At 64.9% G+C, this 19327-nt stretch carries 18 protein-coding genes; 5 read left to right on the top strand and 13 right to left on the bottom strand.

The annotated features are described in order from the left end of the window. Positions 1–12: 12 nt before the first annotated feature. The 4 genes from efeB to J2X11_RS12960 all read right to left on the bottom strand — a co-directional run bounded on the left by efeB (position 13) and on the right by J2X11_RS12960 (position 4953). On the bottom strand, positions 13–1308 hold the full coding sequence (gene efeB / locus J2X11_RS12945; protein WP_309971701.1) for an iron uptake transporter deferrochelatase/peroxidase subunit: 1296 nt from the start codon (positions 1306–1308) through the stop codon (positions 13–15). Between the two features lie 12 nt (positions 1309–1320). Continuing rightward, positions 1321–2457, bottom strand: a complete 1137-nt coding sequence (efeO, locus tag J2X11_RS12950; RefSeq protein ID WP_309971703.1) for an iron uptake system protein EfeO — start codon at positions 2455–2457, stop codon at positions 1321–1323. 106 nt (positions 2458–2563) lie between these two features. Beyond that, the gene (locus tag J2X11_RS12955; protein WP_309971707.1) at positions 2564–4312 is read right to left on the bottom strand and encodes a sensor histidine kinase; all 1749 of its coding nucleotides are present in this window, start codon (positions 4310–4312) and stop codon (positions 2564–2566) included. Beyond that, entirely contained in the window at positions 4309–4953 is a 645-nt protein-coding gene (locus tag J2X11_RS12960; protein ID WP_309971709.1) for a response regulator transcription factor, read from the bottom strand. Before J2X11_RS12960 ends, J2X11_RS12955 begins: the two co-directional genes overlap by 4 nt. 150 nt (positions 4954–5103) lie before the next feature. On the opposite strand from J2X11_RS12960, the gene J2X11_RS12965 reads away from it, so the two are divergent. Beyond that, the gene (locus J2X11_RS12965) at positions 5104–5490 is read left to right on the top strand and encodes a hypothetical protein (protein ID WP_309971711.1); all 387 of its coding nucleotides are present in this window, start codon (positions 5104–5106) and stop codon (positions 5488–5490) included. Continuing rightward, complete coding sequence (locus J2X11_RS12970) at positions 5487–5783, top strand: hypothetical protein (protein WP_309971713.1); 297 nt, start codon at positions 5487–5489, stop codon at positions 5781–5783. The genes J2X11_RS12965 and J2X11_RS12970 overlap by 4 nt, the downstream gene beginning before the upstream one ends. Before the next feature lie 61 nt (positions 5784–5844). Here the strand turns inward: J2X11_RS12970 and J2X11_RS12975 are convergent, their stop codons facing one another. From J2X11_RS12975 to groES, 7 genes are all read right to left on the bottom strand, one after another. After that, positions 5845–6315, bottom strand: a complete 471-nt coding sequence (locus J2X11_RS12975; RefSeq protein WP_309971715.1) for a GNAT family N-acetyltransferase — start codon at positions 6313–6315, stop codon at positions 5845–5847. Continuing rightward, the gene (locus J2X11_RS12980) at positions 6312–7409 is read right to left on the bottom strand and encodes a GuaB3 family IMP dehydrogenase-related protein (protein WP_309971717.1); all 1098 of its coding nucleotides are present in this window, start codon (positions 7407–7409) and stop codon (positions 6312–6314) included. The genes J2X11_RS12975 and J2X11_RS12980 overlap by 4 nt, the downstream gene beginning before the upstream one ends. Positions 7410–7426: 17 nt before the next feature. After that, the gene (locus J2X11_RS12985; RefSeq protein ID WP_309971719.1) at positions 7427–8503 is read right to left on the bottom strand and encodes an NYN domain-containing protein; all 1077 of its coding nucleotides are present in this window, start codon (positions 8501–8503) and stop codon (positions 7427–7429) included. Between the two features lie 4 nt (positions 8504–8507). Further along, positions 8508–10019, bottom strand: coding sequence for an IMP dehydrogenase (guaB, locus tag J2X11_RS12990; protein ID WP_309971721.1), 1512 nt, complete (start codon positions 10017–10019; stop codon positions 8508–8510). Between the two features lie 57 nt (positions 10020–10076). Beyond that, entirely contained in the window at positions 10077–11054 is a 978-nt protein-coding gene (locus J2X11_RS12995) for an ABC transporter substrate-binding protein (RefSeq protein WP_309971722.1), read from the bottom strand. A gap of 96 nt (positions 11055–11150) precedes the next feature. Beyond that, positions 11151–12755, bottom strand: coding sequence for a chaperonin GroEL (gene groL / locus J2X11_RS13000; RefSeq protein WP_309971725.1), 1605 nt, complete (start codon positions 12753–12755; stop codon positions 11151–11153). 74 nt (positions 12756–12829) lie between these two features. Beyond that, positions 12830–13123, bottom strand: coding sequence for a co-chaperone GroES (gene groES / locus J2X11_RS13005; protein WP_309971727.1), 294 nt, complete (start codon positions 13121–13123; stop codon positions 12830–12832). Positions 13124–13316: 193 nt separating this feature from the next. Between groES and J2X11_RS13010 the strand changes: the two genes are divergently transcribed. Genes J2X11_RS13010 through J2X11_RS13020 form a run of 3 tightly spaced genes read left to right on the top strand, consistent with a single transcriptional unit; the run spans position 13317 to position 17030 of the window. Beyond that, positions 13317–14471, top strand: coding sequence for a class I SAM-dependent methyltransferase (locus J2X11_RS13010; RefSeq protein ID WP_309971728.1), 1155 nt, complete (start codon positions 13317–13319; stop codon positions 14469–14471). Between the two features lie 33 nt (positions 14472–14504). Next, the gene (locus J2X11_RS13015; RefSeq protein ID WP_309971730.1) at positions 14505–16304 is read left to right on the top strand and encodes an ABC transporter ATP-binding protein; all 1800 of its coding nucleotides are present in this window, start codon (positions 14505–14507) and stop codon (positions 16302–16304) included. Positions 16305–16340: 36 nt separating this feature from the next. Continuing rightward, positions 16341–17030 (top strand): hypothetical protein, encoded by a 690-nt coding sequence (locus J2X11_RS13020; protein WP_309971733.1) that lies wholly within the window; start codon positions 16341–16343, stop codon positions 17028–17030. A gap of 2 nt (positions 17031–17032) precedes the next feature. Here J2X11_RS13020 and J2X11_RS13025 read toward each other — a convergent pair whose 3' ends face one another. Then, the gene (locus tag J2X11_RS13025) at positions 17033–17605 is read right to left on the bottom strand and encodes an AMIN-like domain-containing (lipo)protein (protein WP_309971735.1); all 573 of its coding nucleotides are present in this window, start codon (positions 17603–17605) and stop codon (positions 17033–17035) included. Between the two features lie 53 nt (positions 17606–17658). After that, complete coding sequence (locus tag J2X11_RS13030) at positions 17659–19326, bottom strand: glycoside hydrolase family 3 protein (RefSeq protein ID WP_309971737.1); 1668 nt, start codon at positions 19324–19326, stop codon at positions 17659–17661. Position 19327 lies beyond the last annotated feature (1 nt).

Below are 19327 nucleotides of genomic sequence, written 5' to 3' on the forward strand. Positions count from 1 at the left end.
ATGCCTTTCCGACTATGCGAAGAGCTTCTCGCCCCAGTAGCCCTCGGTCGTCACGCCCGGCGGGCAGGCGAACAAACCCGAGCCAACGTGCACGATGTACTCGTTGAGAACGTCGTTGAGCTTGCCCGCAAGGTTGCGCTGGATCTGGACGAACTGCTTCTCAGGATCACGCTGATAGGCGATGAAGAACAGCCCGGCAGAGAGCTGGCCGAGCCCGTTGGATCCATCGACGAAGTTGTAGCCGCGGCGCAGGATCTTGGCGCCCTTGTTGAAGTCCGGATGCGCAAGACGTACGTGCGCCACCTTGCCGATCGCGAGCTCGCCGTCTTCGCCCTTCGCCTTGAAGTCGAGTTTGTCGAACTCGTCGCCGCCCGACAGCGGACCACCCGAACCCTTGGTGCGGCCGATGATCGCTTCCTGACCTTCGAGAGGCTCGCGGTCCCAGATCTCGATCCGCATGTCGATCTTGCGAGTCACGAGGTACGAGCCGTTGACCATCCAGTCCGGACCGTCGCCCTTGGGTACCCAGACGAAGTCGTCGAGATCCTTGGCGTCCTCAGCCTTGATGTTGGCGGTGCCGTCCTTGAACCCGAGCATGTTGCGAGCCGTGACCTGAGCGGACGACGTCGAAGATGTACGTCCGAAGCCCATCTGCGAGTAGCGCACCGAAGCGCGGCCGAACGCGATGCGTACGAGGTTGCGGACCGCGTGCACCGCGACCTGCGGATCGTTCGCGCAGGCCTGGATGGCGAGGTCTCCGCCACACAGAGCGTCGTCAAGCCGATCGCCCGAGAACAGCGGCAGGTCCTTGAGGCGATCCGGGAGCTTGCCGTCGAGTCCGAACCTAGGCTTGCCCTTGCCGTCGACGAACATGCCGCGACCGAAACCGATCGTGATCGTCAGACCTGACGGTGGCAGACCCAGCGCTTCGCCGGTGTCCTCCGGCGGCGCGAACGGGGATCCGGCGACTGCGCCAAACTCACCCACGTCGTTGCCCTGCGTCATCTTGCGCGCGGCCTCGGTCCACTCCTTGAGGAGGAGGATCAGGTCGCCGCGGCTCTCGGTAGTGAGGTCGAGCGCCGCAAAGTAAAGACGATCCTGGGCCGGCGTGACGATGCCAGCCTGGTGCTTGCCTTCGAACGGGATCGGCAGCGCATCGGGATCCGGCACAACCTCGACCGGCTTGTCGCCGATGGCAAATCCCGCGCCCGCACCGACGGCTCCGGCCGCCAACGCACCAAGCCCGGCCGCTCCCAGCAGTTTCCTGCGGGAGAGGCCGGACTCAGGTGCTGAGCTGTCTGTGGTCACTCGCCGAGTGTCTCAGGCGGAGGCTGCGACAACGGCCGCAACCTTGCTGATCGGCTCGCTCAGGGCTGCAACAGCATCTGAGAGCTTCTTGACCTGATCCTTGGTGAGTTCGTCGTAGAACTTCCAGTCACCGGTCGTCATGTCCTGGTGCTGGTTGAGTTCGGCATCAACCAACTTGAACTTGGCGTCCAGATCCTTGACCAGCTCGGGATCCTGGGCCTCGAGGACCGGACGCAGGGAGGCAATGGCTGCCTGCGAGCCTTCGATGTTGGCCTTGAAGTCCCAGAGGTCGGTGTGGCTGAACTCGTCCTCTTCGCCGGTGATCTTGCCGGTCGCCACCTCGTCGAGGAGCGCCTTGGAGCCCTGAGCGAGCTCAAGCGCCGTCAGCGGGGCGTCCTGGCCGAGCTTGACGATCTTCTTGACGTTGGCGAGGAGCTGATCGGCGTACTTGTCCATGCCCTTGGTGTTGTTGGACACCCAGAGCTGCTTCTCGATGCGGTGCCAGCCGGTGAAGTCGACGCCTTCTGCGATCGCGTCGGGCTCGCGTCCGTCGGTGATCGGGTCGAGGTCACCGAACTTCTCCGCTACGGGCTCGATGCGCTCCCAGTAGGTACGGGCGATCGGGAACAGCGTCTTGGCTTCGTCGACGTTGCCGGCCTTGACCGCAGCGACGAACTCCTCGGTCTTGACGATCAACGCATCGGACTGCGACTTCACGTAGCGCTCGTAGCTGTCAGCGGCAGCCGTGAGCTCCTCGGAGTCGGACAGCTTCTTGGCGGCTTCACCGGAGACGGTGAGGGTCTCCCGGATGCCATCGCCGATCATGCCCGGCTTGCAGGCGCCTTCGTAGGTGCCCTTGGGCAGGTCGACGACCAAGTCGCGTGAGAGGCCGGGACCAATGTTCTCGACCTCGCCCATGATGCGGTCGCCCTCGGCGTAGACGTAGAACTCGGTGACCTTGCTGCCACCGTTGGTGACCTTGAAGGTCGACGGTCCGGCCTCGAGCTTGGACGACGAGATATTGCAGGACGAGTCGGAGGCCTTGACGGTGAGGGCTCCGGAGGCGGTGCCATCCGAGGCGCAGGCCGAAAGCGTGAGCGCGGCCAGCGTCAGGACGCCAACTGCCGGGAATGAAAATCGTGAAGTCATTGGGGGGGTCCATCTGCTCAGGTTGCCCTTTGTAAGGCAAGCCTCACCATCGTAAGGGGTGCCTGACCCGGTTGCCCAGCGGGTGCAATGTGATGTTCTCGACGGACTACAGGGGAAGGGTCGCCCGGACGCGCCCGCCGTTGGTGCCGGGCCCAGCGGTCAAAGATCCGCCGACACCCTCAGCACGCTCGCGCATCGACTTCACCCCAACCCCCGAAGTCCACGCGCCGATCGAGTGCCCGTCGTCGCGAACCTCCAGAAGGAGGTTCTCGTCCCCGCAGGTGAAGCTGACCGACGCGCGAGTCGCATCCGCGTGCCGCGCGACATTCGTCAGTGCCTCGATGACGATGCGATAGGCGGCAACCTCCACGGCCGCCGAGACGGTCGGCAGGTCGTCGGGTGTGGAGATATCCACCTGCAACGGTGCTCCCCCGTCAGTGAGCAGAGCGGCCGCGTGCTGGCGAACGGCGCCAAAGAGACCGAGCTCGTCGAGGGCGGGAGGTCGGAGCCCCTCGACCAGTCGTCGGATCTCCAGAATCGCCCCTGCGGTGTCGGCACGCAGACCCAGCAGAAGCTCCTCCGCTCGCTCTGGCGCGCTTCGGATCTGGTTGCGGGCAGCATCAGCCGAGAAAGCAACTCCCGAGAGGGTCGGGCCCAGCCCGTCGTGGATGTCACGGCGCAGCCGACGACGCTCCTCCTCGATGGCCGTGATCGCTGCACCGCGCGATTCCTTGAGATCGCTCGCGAGCGCCCGCGCTCTCAGGGTCTGGGCGAGGAGCGGTGCGACGATCCGCAGGACATCCTCATCGGCGGCCGACAGCCCCAAGTCACCGGGGCGAAGCCCGACGACTACCTCGCCCAGCAGGTCGTTTCCGAGGCGTAGTGGAAGCGCACGGGTGTGCGTCACCTCGGAACCGGACGTCGCCAGCGTCTCGTCTCCCACGCGGAGGCTCGCGTACGGGAGGACCAGGGCCTCGCGGATAGCGGCGAGGGCAAGGACTGGGTCGTCCCCGATTCGATCTGCAAGGCTCGAGGCCGCCGTGAGCGCATCTGGGCGATCACCGAACAGCAACTGATCCACGACGCCGCGCAGCGTCACCTGAAGCGGGCGTACGCCGAAGGCCAACACCGCGCATAGGACCGCCACCGGCGCAGCTTGCAGTGGTTGGCCGCGAAGGTCTTCGATCACGGAGATCAGTCCGATCGCCACGGCGAGGAACGTGAACAGCACAGTTGCCGCCACGACCGCGCGGGTCACCAGGCCCCGCACGTCCACGAGCTCCGGGCGAAGCACGCCGATCACCATGGCGGGCGGCCCGAGGCTGGCGAGGAACACAGCAAGCGAGGCGATGTCGAACGCTTCAGCGGACTCCGCCGACTCCCGCACGAATCCGATCAATGTGGCGACGAGGCCGCACGTGATCCACACCAGCGACGACCACGTCAGCGCTCGCCGCTCATCCTGGTCCCCGCGTTCCAGTCCCCACCACACACCGAGCAGAAGGGCGGGAACGATGACAAATCCCATCGACTCAACCGCGGATGCCCACGTGGTCGCGATGACCCCGGCAGACACAACCACCGTAATGAGGACGAAGCCGAGCGGCTCGCTCCAGCGCGGTCGTGGAAACAGGGCGAGTGCTGCTGGAATCGCCAGGCATCCTGCAGCCCGGAAGAGAACCGCTGCGGCACCGTCGAGCTCAAGCTGGACGGCGGCGCACCCGCCGAGCGTCGCGACACCGCCGAGCAGCATCAGCGTCCCGGAACTCCGCGCCGTCGAACCTTTGAGGATGAACCATCCGGCTACTGCGGCAGAGACGCCGAACACGATGGCGGCCGCCAGCAGCACGCTCACGGCCCACCGAGCCCGCCCTGACGAGCGCGAACGATCGCCTCGGAACGGTCGGCCACGGCCAACTTCACGAAGATCGAGGAGATGTGGTTGGCGATGGTCTTCGGCGAGAGGAAGAGCTCTTCGGCGATGGCCTGATTGCGTCGACCCGCAGCCACGAGATCCAGCACCTCTCTCTCACGCTCGGTCAGCTCCGGGAAAGGATCTCCACCAGCACGCGGCGAGCTAAGGAAGCCGAGGACGCGCTGCGCAACACCCGGACTGAAGATCGCCTCGCCAGCCACGACCGCTCGTATGCCGCGGTCGATCTCGTCCTGCTCGGCGCCCTTGAGCAGGTACCCCATGGCGCCAGCTCGCATGGCTGCGAACACCGTGTCGTCGTCGTCGAACATTGTCAGTACCAGGATCGCCGTGTCGGGAACCGCTGCTCGCAACCGACGAGTCGCCTCGATGCCGTCAATCCCCGGCATGCGAATGTCCATGAGGACGACATCGGGCTTGGTCAGCTGGGCTTCCCGGACTGCTGCCTCTCCGTCAGCTACGTCTGCAACCACGTCATACCCAGGCAACGAGTCGAGCAGGGCACGCAAGCCGCTGCGCACCACCGGATGGTCGTCGGCGAGGAGCACGCGGATGGGATCCATGAGACCAGTGTCTCGCCTACGCGGTCTGATGACCCGGGATCTTGCACCTATACGACCCGGGAGATGTCCCGGAGAATCAGGAACGCCGACGGATGTGGACGGGTCGTGCGAGGACCAACGTGGAGGTCACACCCCAACCAAGGAGTCACCATGAACACCACAGACGCACCGTGGTCAACCAAGAACAAGGTTGGTCTCGGTCTTGCCATCTTCTACGGGATCACCAACATTCCCAGCTTTCTGATCCCGACAGGCGACGGCGAGGACAGCCCTCCGATGGCGATCCTCATCATCTCCTCGCTACTCGCCGTCGTCGCCGTCGTTGCGGGCATCGTCGCCTGGCGACAGCGCAGCAGGCCAGCAGCTCGACTCACGGCGGCCAGCATCATCGTCATCACACTGACGTCGCTACCGGTGTTCTTCGTCGACGTTTCGTCCGACATCAAGGCGATCTCGGCGCTCGGCGTCGTGCTCACCGTCGTCATCGTCGTGCTGATGTTCTCGTCCTCGAAGCGTCAGTCGGAGGTTCGCTCATGATTGCCGTCGTCACCGTGCTGCTCGCGTTCCCGCTGGGCTTCTTGCTGAGGTCGCACCTCAACGCGAACGTCACGTATGCAATCGCCTACCTCTGGGCCTTCACCTACCAAGGTCTCGCACTCACGCGGGAGTGGGTCGGTGGCGACACCTCAGCATTCCCCAAGAATCCCGACACGGTTCCGATCTCGTACGGTCTGGTTGCCGCGGCAATCTTCGCGGTCGGGTTCGGTCTCGTGGCCCTCGGCCACAGGCTCGGATCCAAGCGCCACGGTCGCCGACTCGTCGCCGCTTGAACTCCAGAAAACCGGGACCCGACTCCGTGGCGGAGTCGGGTCCTGGTCGTCCGTCAGTGGTCTAGTTCGGACTGGTCAGCACCTTCTCGAAGCACAGCGAGTAGACCAGCTGCTCGTACGGCGGGTAGATGTCGATCGGCGTGTAGCCGTGCCGTTCGTAAAACGCCAACGCCGCCTGCTGCCGACCTCCCGTGTGCAGGATCAGCCGAGGTGCACCCAGCGACCGGGCCTCACGTTCCACCTCGGCCAGCAATCGCTCGGCCAGATCGCCACCGCGTCGTTCGGGAACGACGTACATCCGCTTGATCTCAAGGTCATCGCCCAGGCGTCGCAGTGCGACGTGACCGATCGGCTCGTCACCATCGCGGATCACCGCGGTGAACACGATGGAACCCGGATCAATCTCGAGTCGGCCGTCGCGGTTCTGCGACGTCGGGTCATCGGCGTACATCCCCCGAATCTCGGCTTGCATGGCGTCGCGCAGTCGTACGGCGTCCGCGTCGTCCCACTCGACCCTCGCGGGGACGGTCAACCGACGACGACCTCGACCCGCTGGAATTCCTTGAGGTCGCTGTAACCAGTCGTCGCCATGGCACGTCGCAGCGCCCCGATCAGATTCATCGTGCCGTCGGGGACGGACGAGGGGCCGAACAGCACCGACTGCAGGTCGCCGACCGTGCCGATCTCGACGCGCTCACCACGGGGCAGTTCTGCGTGCCATGCCTCCGCGCCCCAGTGGACGCCTCGACCCGGCGCCTCTGCGGCGCGAGCAAAGGGCGAACCGATCATCACAGCGTCCGCACCGCAGGCGATGGCCTTGGCTATGTCGCCGCTGCGACCAATCGAGCCGTCGGCGATGACGTGGACGTAGCGGCCGCCCGACTCGTCGAGGTAGTCACGACGCGCTGCTGCCACATCGGCGACAGCCGATGCCATCGGCACCGAGATGCCCAGCACGGAGCGAGTCGTATGTGCGGCTCCGCCGCCGAAGCCGACGAGTACGCCCGCAGCGCCAGTACGCATGAGGTGCAGCGCTGCCTGGTAGGTCGCACAGCCACCGACGATGACGGGCACGTCCAGCTCGTAGATGAATTCCTTGAGGTTGAGCGGCTCCGCGCTGCCCGACACGTGCTCCGCGGAGACCGTGGTGCCGCGGATGACGAACAGGTCGACTCCGGCCTCAACGACGGTCGAGGCGAACTGCTTGGTGCGCTGTGGCGACAACGCTCCTGCAACGGTCACTCCCGAGTCGCGTACCTGCTGAAGTCGAGCCTTGATCAGCTCGGCCTTGATCGGCTCGGCGTAGATCTCCTGGAGGCGCTTGGTGTCGGCCGGGCCATTTGCCAGCTCGTCGAGGAGCTTCTCGGGATCTTCGTAGCGAGTCCAGAGGCCTTCAAGGTCGAGTACGCCGAGGCCACCGTGCTTGCCGAGGGCAATCGCGGTGTCCGGGCTCATCACCGAGTCCATCGGCGCGGCGATCAGCGGGAGTTCAAAGCGGTAGGCGTCGATCTGCCATGCGGTCGAGACCTCTTGCGGGTCGCGCGTACGACGGCTCGGCACAATCGCGATGTCGTCGAACGAATAGGCCCGCCGACCGCGCTTGGCGGTGCCGATCTCGATGTCCATAGGGACAGCGTAGTGGGCTACTGAACGCCTCGAGCGATGTCATCAAGCGAGAGGTCGGACAGCATGCCAGCGGGGTTGCTCTGGCGTCGGACGAGGACCGGCTGTACGTCGTCACTCTCACGCGCCAAGGCGTACTGGGTATCGGCGAGAGCGAACCGCAGAGCACGGGACAGCGAACTGACCTTGGCGTCCGACGGGCTCAGTTTGGGTGCAGCTGCCTTGAGCGCCATCGCGAGGATCGGGAGGGTGCCGCCCTGGTTGGCGAGCTTGTCGCAGAAGCTGCGAACCTTCGAGTCGTTCAGCACCTTCTTGATGATCGCCTTGTAGTCCTCAGGCGATTTGGCTGGACCCTTGTGGACGACGGCGATCTCCTGAGCCATGTCGTGCCAATTGACCTTGCCCGATGACTTGGCTGCAACCGGTGCGACCTTCTTCGCTGGCGCAGCCTCAACCTTCGGCTTCTCGGCAGGCACCTTCGCTGGCGCAGTCTTCTTGGCCGGCTCAGCCTTCTTGGCCGGCTCAGCCTTCTTGGTCGGAGCAGCCTTCTTGGTCGGCTTAGCTGCATCGCCTGAGAACACCGGCTGCAAGGCTGCGGCCGGTGGCGCCTTCTTCACCTTGAGTGCGACGTACTGGTCGACTTCCTTCTCCAGCACGGAGTTGACCGGGTGGTTGGCGAGGGTCGCGCCGATGACGTACTTGTTGAGCTCGTGGAGGCGTCGGACCAACGGCACGAAGTCTCCGTCAGCAGAAACGAGGATGAAGACCTCGAGCTGGTCCAGGTCAGCGGCTGCTCGTAGACAGTCGACGACCAGGACGATGTCGGCCGCATTCTTTTCTGCCTTGCCGACCGAGAACACCTGCACGGTCTCGACCCCGCTGCGCACCACGTCGCGGCGGTAGTCCTCCAGACCGATCCGCCCCCAGTCGGCGTATGCCCGCGAGAGCGCGATGCTGCCGGAGCCGGCTTCGCGCGACGCCGCCTTCTCGAGCTGGTCGAGGATGTCATCCATCGACACGTCAGGGATGTCGAGCTTGCCGTAGCCCTTGAAGAGATTCTCGGCGTCGATGAAGACCGCGACGTTTCGAGTGGCCACCGATTCAGCGCGAGCTGTAGTTGGGAGCTTCTGCGGTCATCTGGATGTCGTGCGGGTGGCTCTCCTTGAGCGACGCCGACGTGATGCGTACGAAGCGGCCCTTCTCCTGCAGCTCGGGGATCGTACGAGCGCCGACGTAGAACATCGACTGGTTGAGGCCACCGATCAACTGGTGCGCGACCGCCGAGAGCGGTCCACGGAACGCGACCTGACCTTCGACGCCCTCGGGAACGATCTTGTCGTCGCTGGTGACTTCAGCCTGGAAGTAGCGGTCCTTGGAGTAGGACTTCTTGCCGCGGCTGCTCATTGCGCCTAGCGAACCCATGCCGCGGTAGGCCTTGAACTGCTTGCCGTTGACGAAGACGACCTCGCCGGGAGACTCCTCGACGCCTGCGAGCATCGATCCGATCATCACGGTGTCGGCGCCAGCGACGAGCGCCTTGGCGATGTCACCTGACTGCTGCAGACCGCCGTCGGCGATCACCGGAACGCCGGCGGGCTTGCAGGCCAGCGAAGCTTCGTAGACGGCAGTGATCTGGGGTACGCCACATCCAGTCACGACGCGAGTCGTGCAGATCGAGCCAGGACCGAAGCCGACCTTGACCGCATCTGCGCCAGCATCGACGAACGCCTGTGCGCCCTCGCGGGTGGCGACGTTGCCCCCGATGACCTGTACGTGCTTGGTCGCGGGATCGGTCTTGAGCCGCTCGACGATCTCGAGCAGCATGCGTACGTGGCCGTGGGCAGTGTCCGCAACCAGAACGTCGACGCCAGCTTCGATGAGGGTCGTCGCACGCTGCCAGGCATCGCCGAAGTAGCCGATCGCTGCACCGACCATGAGGCGGCCATCAGCGTCCTTGGACGCGTGCGGGAACTGCTCGGACTTCACGAAGTCCTTGACCGTGATGAGTCCGACAAGGCGGCCCGAGTCGTCGACCAGCGGCAGGCGCTCACGCTTGTGCTTGCGCAGCAGGAGCGTGGCGTCCTCGCGAGAGATGCCTTCGTGGCCGGTGATCAGAGGCATCGGCGTCATGACTTCGTCGACCTTGGTCGACGACCATTCGGCTACGGGCGTGAAACGCAGGTCGCGGTTGGTGATGATGCCGAGGAGACGGTTGTCGGTGTCGACGACCGGGAGTCCAGAGACTCGGTATTCGCCACAGATGCGGTCGAGATCCTCGAGCGTCGCGTCCGGCCCGATCGTCACGGGGTTGGAGATGATGCCTGTCTGGGTCCGCTTGACCAGATCGACCTGATAGGCCTGATCGTCGAGCGAGAGGTTGCGGTGCAGCACGCCGATGCCACCCTCGCGGGCCATCGCGATAGCCATGCGGGACTCGGTAACCGTGTCCATCGCGGCGCTGATCAGCGGGACCTTGAGGCTGATGCCTCGGGTCAGGCGTGCCGTGGTGTCGATCTCGGAGGGGTTCAGATCCGACAGACCGGGCAGCAGCAGCACGTCGTCGTACGTCAGCCCAAGGGCGGCGAACTTGTCAGGGATGCCCGTCTGCTCCATGACCTGATTGTACGGGTCATGGAGCAGACGGTTGGTCCCCACATCTTGTGAGATGTGTCAGCTGACCTTGGCGAGGTCGTCGGCCAGTCGGTTCATCAGGTCGGCGTACGCCTGGTAGCTCGGCGGTGCGACCGACGTCCACGGGATGTACGCCTTGTTCTTGGCCGCTGCGAGCGTCTGGAACACCGGCTGATCGTCGAGCAACTTCAGCCCAGCCTCGCCGGTGCGGTCGTCGTACAGGAAGACGTCGCCGTCGTACTTGTCGGCCTTCTCCCAGCTCAGGCTCTCGAAGTATCCGCCCGGGTCAGGGTTGGACGGTACGACGAGTGGCAGGTTCAGTTCTTCGCGCCAGTAGCTCAGGTCCGGGCTGACTGCCGGGTTCGACACGTAGAAGAGTTCCTTGGACGGGGATCCCGCGAGGATCTTGCGGTCACCGAGTGCGGCACCGGCAGCCTCAACGCGCTTGGCCGCTGCATCGAACTCGTCGTGCGCTTCGGTGACATCGTCGTCATCGAGGTCGGCGCCAAGCGCCGTGGCAGCCCGCTCCGTACCGTCGAGCAGCTCTGGCAGCGTCTTGCCATCGAAGCTGACAACCGCGATGGGCGCGAGCTTCTTCAGGTCTTTGGCGGTCGCGTCGTTGATGTACCAGAGGTCGTCGTCGAGGTAGGCGCTGGTGACGACCAGATCGGGCTTGAGAGTTGCCGCCTTCTCCAGGTCGATCGAGCCGTACTCACCCGCAGCGGTGACATCCGTGACGTCATCGATGTCGAGGCCGGCGACCTGCGAGTCGGGCTCGCCGGCTGCGTTCTTGAGCGGACCGAACGTTCCGACAATCTCGTCGCCAAGTCCAAGGTCGGTCAGGGCTGCCGCCATCGAGGACTGTACGAGGAGTCGCTCGGGCGCAGAGTCGAGCGAGATCTTGGTGCCGAGGTCGTCGGTGAACGTCCATGGTCCGGACTCGCTGTCGTCGGAGGAGCCGCAGGCGGCAAGGGTCAGGAGGGCTAGTGCGGCGATGGCCGCTGGGAGTCGTTTCATAAGGGCAGCCTAACCTAATCTTTGCTGTCGGCGGGAAGGGCCCCAGAACGCAAGTACGCCCGCCCCTTTCGGGACGGGCGTACTTGTAAACCAGTCTTAGTGGTTGTGACCTGCGTGAGCGTCAGCAGCCTCTTCAGCGGGCTTCTCGACGATCAGCGTCTCGGTCGTCAGCAGCATGGCCGTGATCGACGCGGCGTTGGCGAGCGCGGAACGCGTCACCTTGACCGGGTCGAGGACACCCTGCGCTACGAGGTCGCCGTATTCGCCGGTTGCCGCGTTGTAGCCCTGGCCGCTCTCGCGAACCTTGTTGACCACAACTTCGCCGGAGACGCCGCCGTTGCGAGCGATCCACTCGAGCGGAGCGTCGGCACCGAGGCGCACGATACGGACGCCGATGGCCTCGTCGCCAGTCAGTCCGAGGTTGTCGGAGAGGACGGAGACTGCGTGTACGAGAGCGGAACCGCCACCAGCGACGATGCCTTCCTCGATCGCTGCACGAGTGGCCGAGACGGCGTCCTCGATGCGGTGCTTCTTCTCCTTGAGCTCAACTTCGGTGGCTGCGCCAACTTTGACGACGCAGACGCCGCCGGCGAGCTTGGCGAGACGCTCCTGGAGCTTCTCCTTGTCCCAGTCGGAGTCCGACAGTTCGATCTCAGCCTTGATCTGGCTGACCCGACCTTCGACCTCGGCCTTGTCGCCGCCGCCGTCGATGATCGTGGTGGCGTCCTTGGTGACAACGACGCGACGTGAGGTGCCGAGAACTTCGAGACCAACCTGGTCGAGCTTGAGGCCAACGTCAGGCGTGACGACGGTTGCACCGGTCAGCGTGGCGATGTCCTGCAGCATGGCCTTGCGACGGTCACCGAACGCGGGAGCCTTAACGGCAACCGAGGTGAACGTTCCGCGGATCTTGTTGACCACGATCGTCGAGAGCGCTTCACCGTCGATGTCCTCGGCGATGATGAACAGCGTCTTGCCAGCAGCAACGACCTTCTCCAGCAGCGGGAGGATGTCGCTGACCGAGGAGATCTTGCCCTGGTTGACGAGGATGAACGGATCGTCGAGCACGGCTTCCATGCGCTCGGTGTCCGTGACCATGTACGGCGACAGGTAACCCTTGTCGAACTGCATGCCCTCGGTGAACTCGAGCTCGGTGCCCATCGTGTTGGACTCTTCGACGGTGATGACGCCGTCCTTGCCGACCTTGTCGAACGCCTCGGCGATGAGCTCGCCGATGTGTGCGTCACGCGAGGAGACGGTGGCGACGTCGGTCATGTCCTTGACGTCGTCGACCGGGCGGGCCTGCTTGTGAAGCTGCTCGACGACAGCCGCGACAGCCGCCTCGATGCCCTTCTTGAGTCCCATCGGGTTGGATCCGGCGGCAACCGCACGGAGTCCCTCGTGGACCATGGCCTGCGCGAGCACGGTCGCGGTGGTCGTTCCATCACCGGCGATGTCGTTGGTCTTGGTGGCAACTTCCTTGGCGAGCTGGGCGCCGAGGTTCTCGAACGGGTCGTCCAGCTCGATCTCACGGGCGACGGTCACGCCGTCGTTGGTGATCGTGGGGGCGCCCCACTTCTTGTCGAGCACGACGTAGCGGCCCTTGGGGCCGAGCGTGACCTTGACGGTGTCGGCGAGCTTGTCGACGCCGCGCTCGAGCGCGCGGCGGGCGTTCTCGTCAAATTCGAGGATCTTGGGCATGCAGGTGACTTCTTTCGAAAGTTGTGGGTTTTCGTGGGATGCCCCGGCTCCCACGAGGGGGCCGGGGCGTCACATCACGAAACGACAGCGAGGACGTCGCGAGCGGAGAGGATGAGGTACTCCTCGCCGTCGTACTTGACCTCGGTTCCGCCGTACTTGCTGAAGATGACCTTGTCGCCAACGGCGACATCGATCGGAACGCGGTTGCCGTTGTCGTCGACCCGACCGGGGCCTACTGCAACGACAAGACCTTCCTGCGGCTTCTCTTTGGCGGTTTCTGGAATGACCAGACCCGACTTGGTGGTCTGCTCGGCTTCGACAGCCTGGATGACCAGACGATCTTCGAGCGGCTTGATGGTGACCGACACGTGTCGACCTCCCCTTTCAGGCGGTGGAACTCTGGACGCTGGTGAGCACGCCGTCGCGGGGGTCATGCACACCTTTGCTGGCACTCTCATAGCGAGAGCGCCAATACGAAACCTAGCACTCGCAGTGCGAGAGTGCTAAGGGTGTTCGCGCTCCGCTGAACTCTCCGCTGGGGGCACACGGCAGAATCCATGCATGGATCTGGTGACGTTCGAGAAGCTGCTCTCCCCCGCGGGTCAGCTGCTGCTCGACGAGGTCGCCCAGAGTGCCGGCAAGGAGACCGACCTGGCCCTCGGCACCCGGCTCCGCAAGACGTACGCATCGGCCCTCGTCGCGGCCGCTGTGACGCAGAATCACCTGCGCGGCAAAGCGATCGCCAAGTTCGGCGAAGACGCCAGCCGGATGTACTTCACCCACGACGCTCTGGAGCAGTCGACCCGCCAACGGGTCGCTGCCCATCGAGCTTCTCGCCTGGCCTCGACAGGCGCCGAGTCTGTGGTCGACCTGGGGTGCGGCATCGGCGGCGACTTGATCGCTTTTGCCCGTGCTGGGCTCCGTGTACGCGGCGTCGAGCTGGATCCCGTACGAGCCGCAGTCGCAGAGGCCAACCTGCACGCGCTGGGTCTCGACGGTGAGGTCATCACCGCGGACGTACGCAAGGTTGAGATCGGCAAGGACGAGGTGGCGTTCATCGATCCGGCTCGACGCGATGGGCGCGGTCGTACGTTCTCCACCTCCGACCTGCAACCGCCGTGGGAATGGGTGTGCCGGCTGCTGGAAGGTCGCGCGGTGGCGAAGGTGATGCCAGGACTCGCACATGACGCGGTGCCGCAAGGCGTCGAGGCTGAGTGGGTCAGCGATGGCGGCGATCTGGTCGAGGCTTGCCTGTGGGGCGCACCCTTCGCCACGGCCACGCGCCGTGCCACCGTCCTCCCGTCGGGACAGGGACTGGTCTCGATCGGCGAGCTGGCGGCTCTCGCCCAGCCCGGTGCCTACATCTACGAACCCGACGACGCCGTCATACGGTCGGGGCTGGTCGGCGAGCTGGCCGGAGATATCGGCGGCTGGCTGATGGATACGCGCATTGCGTACGTCAGCTCCGACCGTGCCGTGACGACTCCACTGGCACGCGGTTTCCGGGTCATCGACGAGCTTCCCTTCCGTGAGAAGCCGCTCAAGGCCGCCCTGCAGGTGCGCCGCATCGGGACGCTGACGGTCAAGAAGCGGGGCGTCGACATCGTCCCCGAGGAGCTGATCAAGCGACTCAAGCTCAAGGGGCCCAATCCGGCGACCGTGATCATGACCCGCGTACGCGGCGACGGGCGGGCCTTCCTCGTCGAACGGGCATAACTGACGTCCGTAGGTGCACTTAGGGTGTCCTGAGTGAACGTCATCCCTGCAGCCGAACAGCCCCTGCGTTCCTTGTGGAAGCGGCACCGCGTCTATCGCCGGCGCTTCATCCTCGCGGTGACCATGTCGACGATCAACAAGGTCGCCGATGTCGTGCCTGAGCTCCTGATAGGTGCCGCAGTCGACGTCGTCGTACGTGGGGACGCGTCGTTCGTCGGCGAGATCCTGGGCGTCGAGTCCCGCTACTCCCAGCTCGGCTGGCTTGCCGCGATCAACGTCGTGGTCTGGATCATCGAGTCGGCGAGCCAATACGTCGCCGACGTCCTCTGGCGCGGCCTGGCACAGGGTGTCGAGCACGACCTGCGCGTGGAGGCGTACGACCATGCCCAGCATCTCGACATGTCGTGGCACGAGTCGCGACCGAGCGGATCAACGTTGGCGACGCTCAACGATGACGTCAACCAGCTCGAACGCTTCCTCGACATCGGCGCCCCAGCGATCATCCAGACGTTCCTGAACGTGGTTCTCGTCGGCGCGGTCTTCGCCCTGTCGTCCTGGACTCTGTTGCTGTTCGCCTTCACACCGATCCCGGTGATCGTCGTCGGATCCCTGGTCTTCCAGCGCCGTCTCGAGCCGCTCTACGACCGCGTACGCGAGGCTGTTTCCGATCTCTCGAGCGCCCTCAGTGCGAACCTCGCCGGCATTGCCACGATCAAGGCGTTCACCGCTGAGGACCGCGAGCGTGACCGGATCGCCGCCGTGTCGACCGCGTACCGGACCGCGAACACCGACGCGATTCGTTCGTCGGCCGCCTTTGTGCCCTTGGTCCGGATGGCGATCCTCGCGGGCTTCACGTGCACGCTGCTCCTGGGCGGCTGGGCTGTGCTCCGCGGCGACCTCGAGGTCGGCCTCTACTCCGTGCTCGTCTTCATGACCCAGCGCCTGCTGTGGCCGCTCACCGACGTCGCCACCGTGTTGGACCTCTATCAGCGCGGTCGCGCGTCGACGCAGCGGATCCTGACCCTGCTTGCTGTGCCGATCACTGTCCCTGCCGGCACGACCGTCCTGGCCAAGCCGGTTCAGGGACGCATCGAGCTCCGCGGCGTTCGCGCTGGATATGCCGACGGTCCTGACGTCATCCACGACCTCGATCTGGTGGTTCCAGCCGGAGAGACGCACGCGATCGTAGGCACGACGGGAGCCGGCAAATCTACGCTTCTGAGATTGGTGCTCCGATTCGACGATCCGCGGGCAGGCACGATCGAACTCGATGGAACCGACATCCGCGATCTCGACTGGGACTCCCTGCGTGGGTCGATGGCATACGTCGCCCAGGACGTCTACATGTTCGCTGGCACCATCGCCGACAACATCGCGTACGGGCGCCCGGACGCGACTCGAGCCGAGATCGAGGCAGCTGCCGAGGCAGCCGCGGCCCGTGACTTCATCGACGCCACGGCCGATGGCTTCGACAGCTGGGTCGGCGAACGCGGTGTGACCCTGTCAGGCGGACAGCGCCAGAGACTCGCGCTGGCTCGAGCGTTGCTTCGCGAGCCGAGCGTGCTGGTTCTCGACGAGGCAACCAGCGCCGTCGACAACGAGACCGAGGCAGCCATCCAACGTTCGCTGCGCGTGGCGACCGCGGGCTGCACGGCGCTGGTTGTTGCCCACCGGCTGTCCACGGTCCGCCATGCCCACCGAATCTGGGTCCTCGACGCCGGACGCGTCGCGGAGTCCGGCACCCACGACGACCTGATCGCCGCTGACGGCGCCTATGCCGCTCTGTGGCGGGTTCAGACGGGCGAACTGGCGCTCGACGAGCCGTCAGCCTGATTGCTTCGACGCCCGCGTCACGCAAAGATGCAGCGCATGAAGGATCTGCGCAAGCTCGTCATCTGGCTCATCATCGGCTCGTTTTCAGTCGCCGCATTGCTGGGCATCGTTGCCCTGCTCGCTGGTGGCACCTTCGGTGAGGCAGAGGCGAAGGTCCTGCTCACGACAGTGATCGTCGGCGTCGAGTCGATCGCTGTACTCTGCTACCTCTCCGTGGCAGGTCGACCAACGGCAATCGTCGGCATCCTGGGTGGGCTGGTGTCCCTCGTGCCTTTCGGTCTCGCTCTCTGGCTGACCTGGCTCGAAGGTGATGGCCTCGATGACGAAGCCGTGTGGCAGACGTTCGGGGTCGGCGTCACCATTGCTGCATCGATCGCGCAGGCGTGCCTGTTGCTTGCCATGGCGGAGCGCAAGAAGTTCGATTGGCTGCTTGTCTCGACGCTCGCCACGATTGTCATCGTCGCCGGCATGATCTCGCTCGCCATCGTCGACGGAGCCGATCTCGGCGACGGCTTTTGGCGGACGTTCGGCGTGGTCGCCATTCTCGACGTGCTCGGCACCGTCGTGATCGCTGCGATGAAGGCATTCGGCCGCGACCAGAAGCCCGAGGGCGAGCCAGCACTGCTGACTGCCGCCATCGAGTCCCGCATCGCGACGGCAGCCAAAGAACGCGGCGTCAGCCCAGCGGCCCTGATCACCGAGGCACTCGACAACTTCCTGAAGTAGACCTAGTCGGTCTGGAAGTCGACGACCAGGCGTGCCGGGTTGTCGAGAGTTGTGACCTTGAACGGCACTTCGTTGCGCAGTCCAACCGCCCAACTGAGCACGGCCTCAAAGTCGCCCGCACTGACGACGCCCGTGATTTCAGAGGTCTTGTCGTTGGTGACGGTATTGGGACCCGTGTAGGTCTCCTCACCTGCCTCCATGTCGAATCCCGAGGACGGAGTGAGCACGATCTGGACCGCGGTCTCGGCGTCCGGCAGGTCGATCGGTTCGCCCGATCCGTCCGCCAGGACGGGAAGCTCGACGTACTTCACCGTGTAGCCGGGCACGCTTTCGGAGAACTCGAGTACGACTCGATCGAACCCCGGGTGAGCCCCAACCCTGACCGCCACGAGCTGGCCGAAGTCCTCCGACTCCTCGCTGACGTCATCCGTCGAAAAGTCGGACGGAGTCTCAGTCGCTGACGGCGTTGGTGCCGATGTCGTTTCGGTGGGCTCAGATGGAGCGTCATCGCCACAGGCGCTCAGAAGAGCCGCCATCGCAATCGCTGCTGTCGCCAGCCGCAAGGAGTTCTTCATGACAACCACCGTTCTGCCGGGGTTCGAAGCCTATCGAGTCATGGGAGGGCGGACTAGCATTGCTTGACGGCGATCCCGTCGACGGGAAGCTTGCCGCGGGCCTCTGCTTTGCCGGTGAGCACGGCCACCAACGCGCGCATCGCCGGTAGCTCCGTGCCGTACAGGGCGATCTTGGTGGGTGCCGTGCTGTTCGCCAGCGCGTACGGACGATCGGTCGACACGACGATGTCGGCGTACGCGCTCCGAGAACTGGTGAAGGCAAGCGAAGAGCCGCCGCTCGTCGACAGCCCCGCCTCCTTGGCGGCGGCCTTGAAGTTGGCCACCGCTGCGGATGAGCCACTCGGTCGTACGGCCGTGACTGGATCCGACGCGCCGCACACCTCGCTGACCATGGTGATGGCGGCAGCGCTGAGTGCCTGTGACTCGATCGCGTGGCTCCCCGCATCGCCGTTCAGCTGTGGTGCCGCGTCGGCGTGGAGCAGGTGCGCGATCACGCGTGCCACCGACGCTCGGGCCTGCTTCTCGGGAATCTCGCCGGACTTCAGGGCAGCCAGGACCGCGAGGTACGCCCGATCGTTGTCTGCCGGCATGAGCGCCAGATCGCTGCCAGCCTTGATCGCCTGTACTGCCGCTTCGCCTCCCGGATAGCGCTTCACCACAGCCCCCATGCCGAGCGAGTCGCTGACGACAAGGCCGTCGTAGCCGAGCTCCTTGCGCAGCACGCCGGTGATCACCTTGCGCGACATTGACGCCGGAACGCCCGGATCGATGCTCGAGACGTTGAGGTGACCCGTCATGATGCTGGGCGCGCCCGCAGCAATGGCCGATTTGAACGGTACGAGGTCGTGATCGGCAAGGCGCTTCTTGTCGCTCGCCAACAGCGGTAGAGCGCTGTGACTGTCAGCGGAGACGTTGTGGCCTGGGAAGTGCTTGACCGCGGAAATGAGCCCTGCCTGCGAATAGCCAGTGACTGCTGCAACTACCGACTTGGCAACGATCGCGGGATCAGTGCCGGCGGATCTGGTGCCGATGATCGGGTCGGCCGCACCGATCGTCACGTCTCCGATGGGCGCGAATACCGTGTTGAATCCTGCGGCTCGCAACTCAGCGCCAGAGGCTTTTGTCGCCCCGGCGACCGCTTGCGCGCCCTGCTTCGGATCTCCGGCTATCGCCGCACCAGCCGACATGAACGTCGGGAACGGTGTCATTGGCCGCTTGAGCCTGGTGACCAGGCCGCCTTCCTGATCAACCGGCACCATCACGGGGTAGTCGCGCTCACCGCCTGCTTCCTGAATGTCGGCGTTGAACGCCTTGATCTGGCTCAGCGGGTCGTTTGTCGAGACATCAAGGATCTGCGGACTGGTGACCATCACGCCCGCAAAGTGCTTGTCGCGTACGAGGGCGAGCGAGGCGGCATTGTTGCGGTGCCGGGCGATGATCAGCTGACCCGCGAGGTCCTCGAGGCTGAGGTCGTTGGCGAGAGTCTTGGCGGCAGCGCTCTCGATTGATGTCGGCGACCACTTCATCGCCTTCTTGGTTGCGGACGGCGAGGTAGTACTGGCCGCGTCCGAAGTCGTTGCCACCGGGGTCTCGATCGGATCGGCGCGACTCAGCCACCAGACAGCCGTGCCACCGATGATGACCACCGAGAGTGCAACAGAGAGGTTGCGGCGCCAGTGCGACTTTCGAGGCGCGCGGTGGCTCGCCCTATGGCTGGGCATG

This window comes from Aeromicrobium panaciterrae (genome assembly GCF_031457275.1).
GTDB classification, from domain to species: Bacteria; Actinomycetota; Actinomycetes; order Propionibacteriales; family Nocardioidaceae; genus Aeromicrobium; species Aeromicrobium panaciterrae_A.

Bases quoted from the DNA above. Each gene is read 5' to 3' on its own strand.
- J2X11_RS13030 (WP_309971737.1), bottom strand. From the start codon at position 19,326: ATGCCCAGCCATAGGGCGAGCCACCGCGCGCCTCGAAAGTCGCACTGG.
- J2X11_RS13020 (WP_309971733.1), top strand. From the start codon at position 16,341: ATGAAGGATCTGCGCAAGCTCGTCATCTGGCTCATCATCGGCTCGTTT.
- J2X11_RS12970 (WP_309971713.1), top strand. From the start codon at position 5,487: ATGATTGCCGTCGTCACCGTGCTGCTCGCGTTCCCGCTGGGCTTCTTG.
- J2X11_RS12995 (WP_309971722.1), bottom strand. From the start codon at position 11,054: ATGAAACGACTCCCAGCGGCCATCGCCGCACTAGCCCTCCTGACCCTT.
- efeO (WP_309971703.1), bottom strand. From the start codon at position 2,457: ATGACTTCACGATTTTCATTCCCGGCAGTTGGCGTCCTGACGCTGGCC.
- J2X11_RS13010 (WP_309971728.1), top strand. From the start codon at position 13,317: ATGGATCTGGTGACGTTCGAGAAGCTGCTCTCCCCCGCGGGTCAGCTG.
- J2X11_RS12980 (WP_309971717.1), bottom strand. From the start codon at position 7,409: ATGGACATCGAGATCGGCACCGCCAAGCGCGGTCGGCGGGCCTATTCG.
- groL (WP_309971725.1), bottom strand. From the start codon at position 12,755: ATGCCCAAGATCCTCGAATTTGACGAGAACGCCCGCCGCGCGCTCGAG.
- J2X11_RS12960 (WP_309971709.1), bottom strand. From the start codon at position 4,953: ATGGATCCCATCCGCGTGCTCCTCGCCGACGACCATCCGGTGGTGCGC.
- guaB (WP_309971721.1), bottom strand. From the start codon at position 10,019: ATGGAGCAGACGGGCATCCCTGACAAGTTCGCCGCCCTTGGGCTGACG.
- J2X11_RS12965 (WP_309971711.1), top strand. From the start codon at position 5,104: ATGAACACCACAGACGCACCGTGGTCAACCAAGAACAAGGTTGGTCTC.
- J2X11_RS13025 (WP_309971735.1), bottom strand. From the start codon at position 17,605: ATGAAGAACTCCTTGCGGCTGGCGACAGCAGCGATTGCGATGGCGGCT.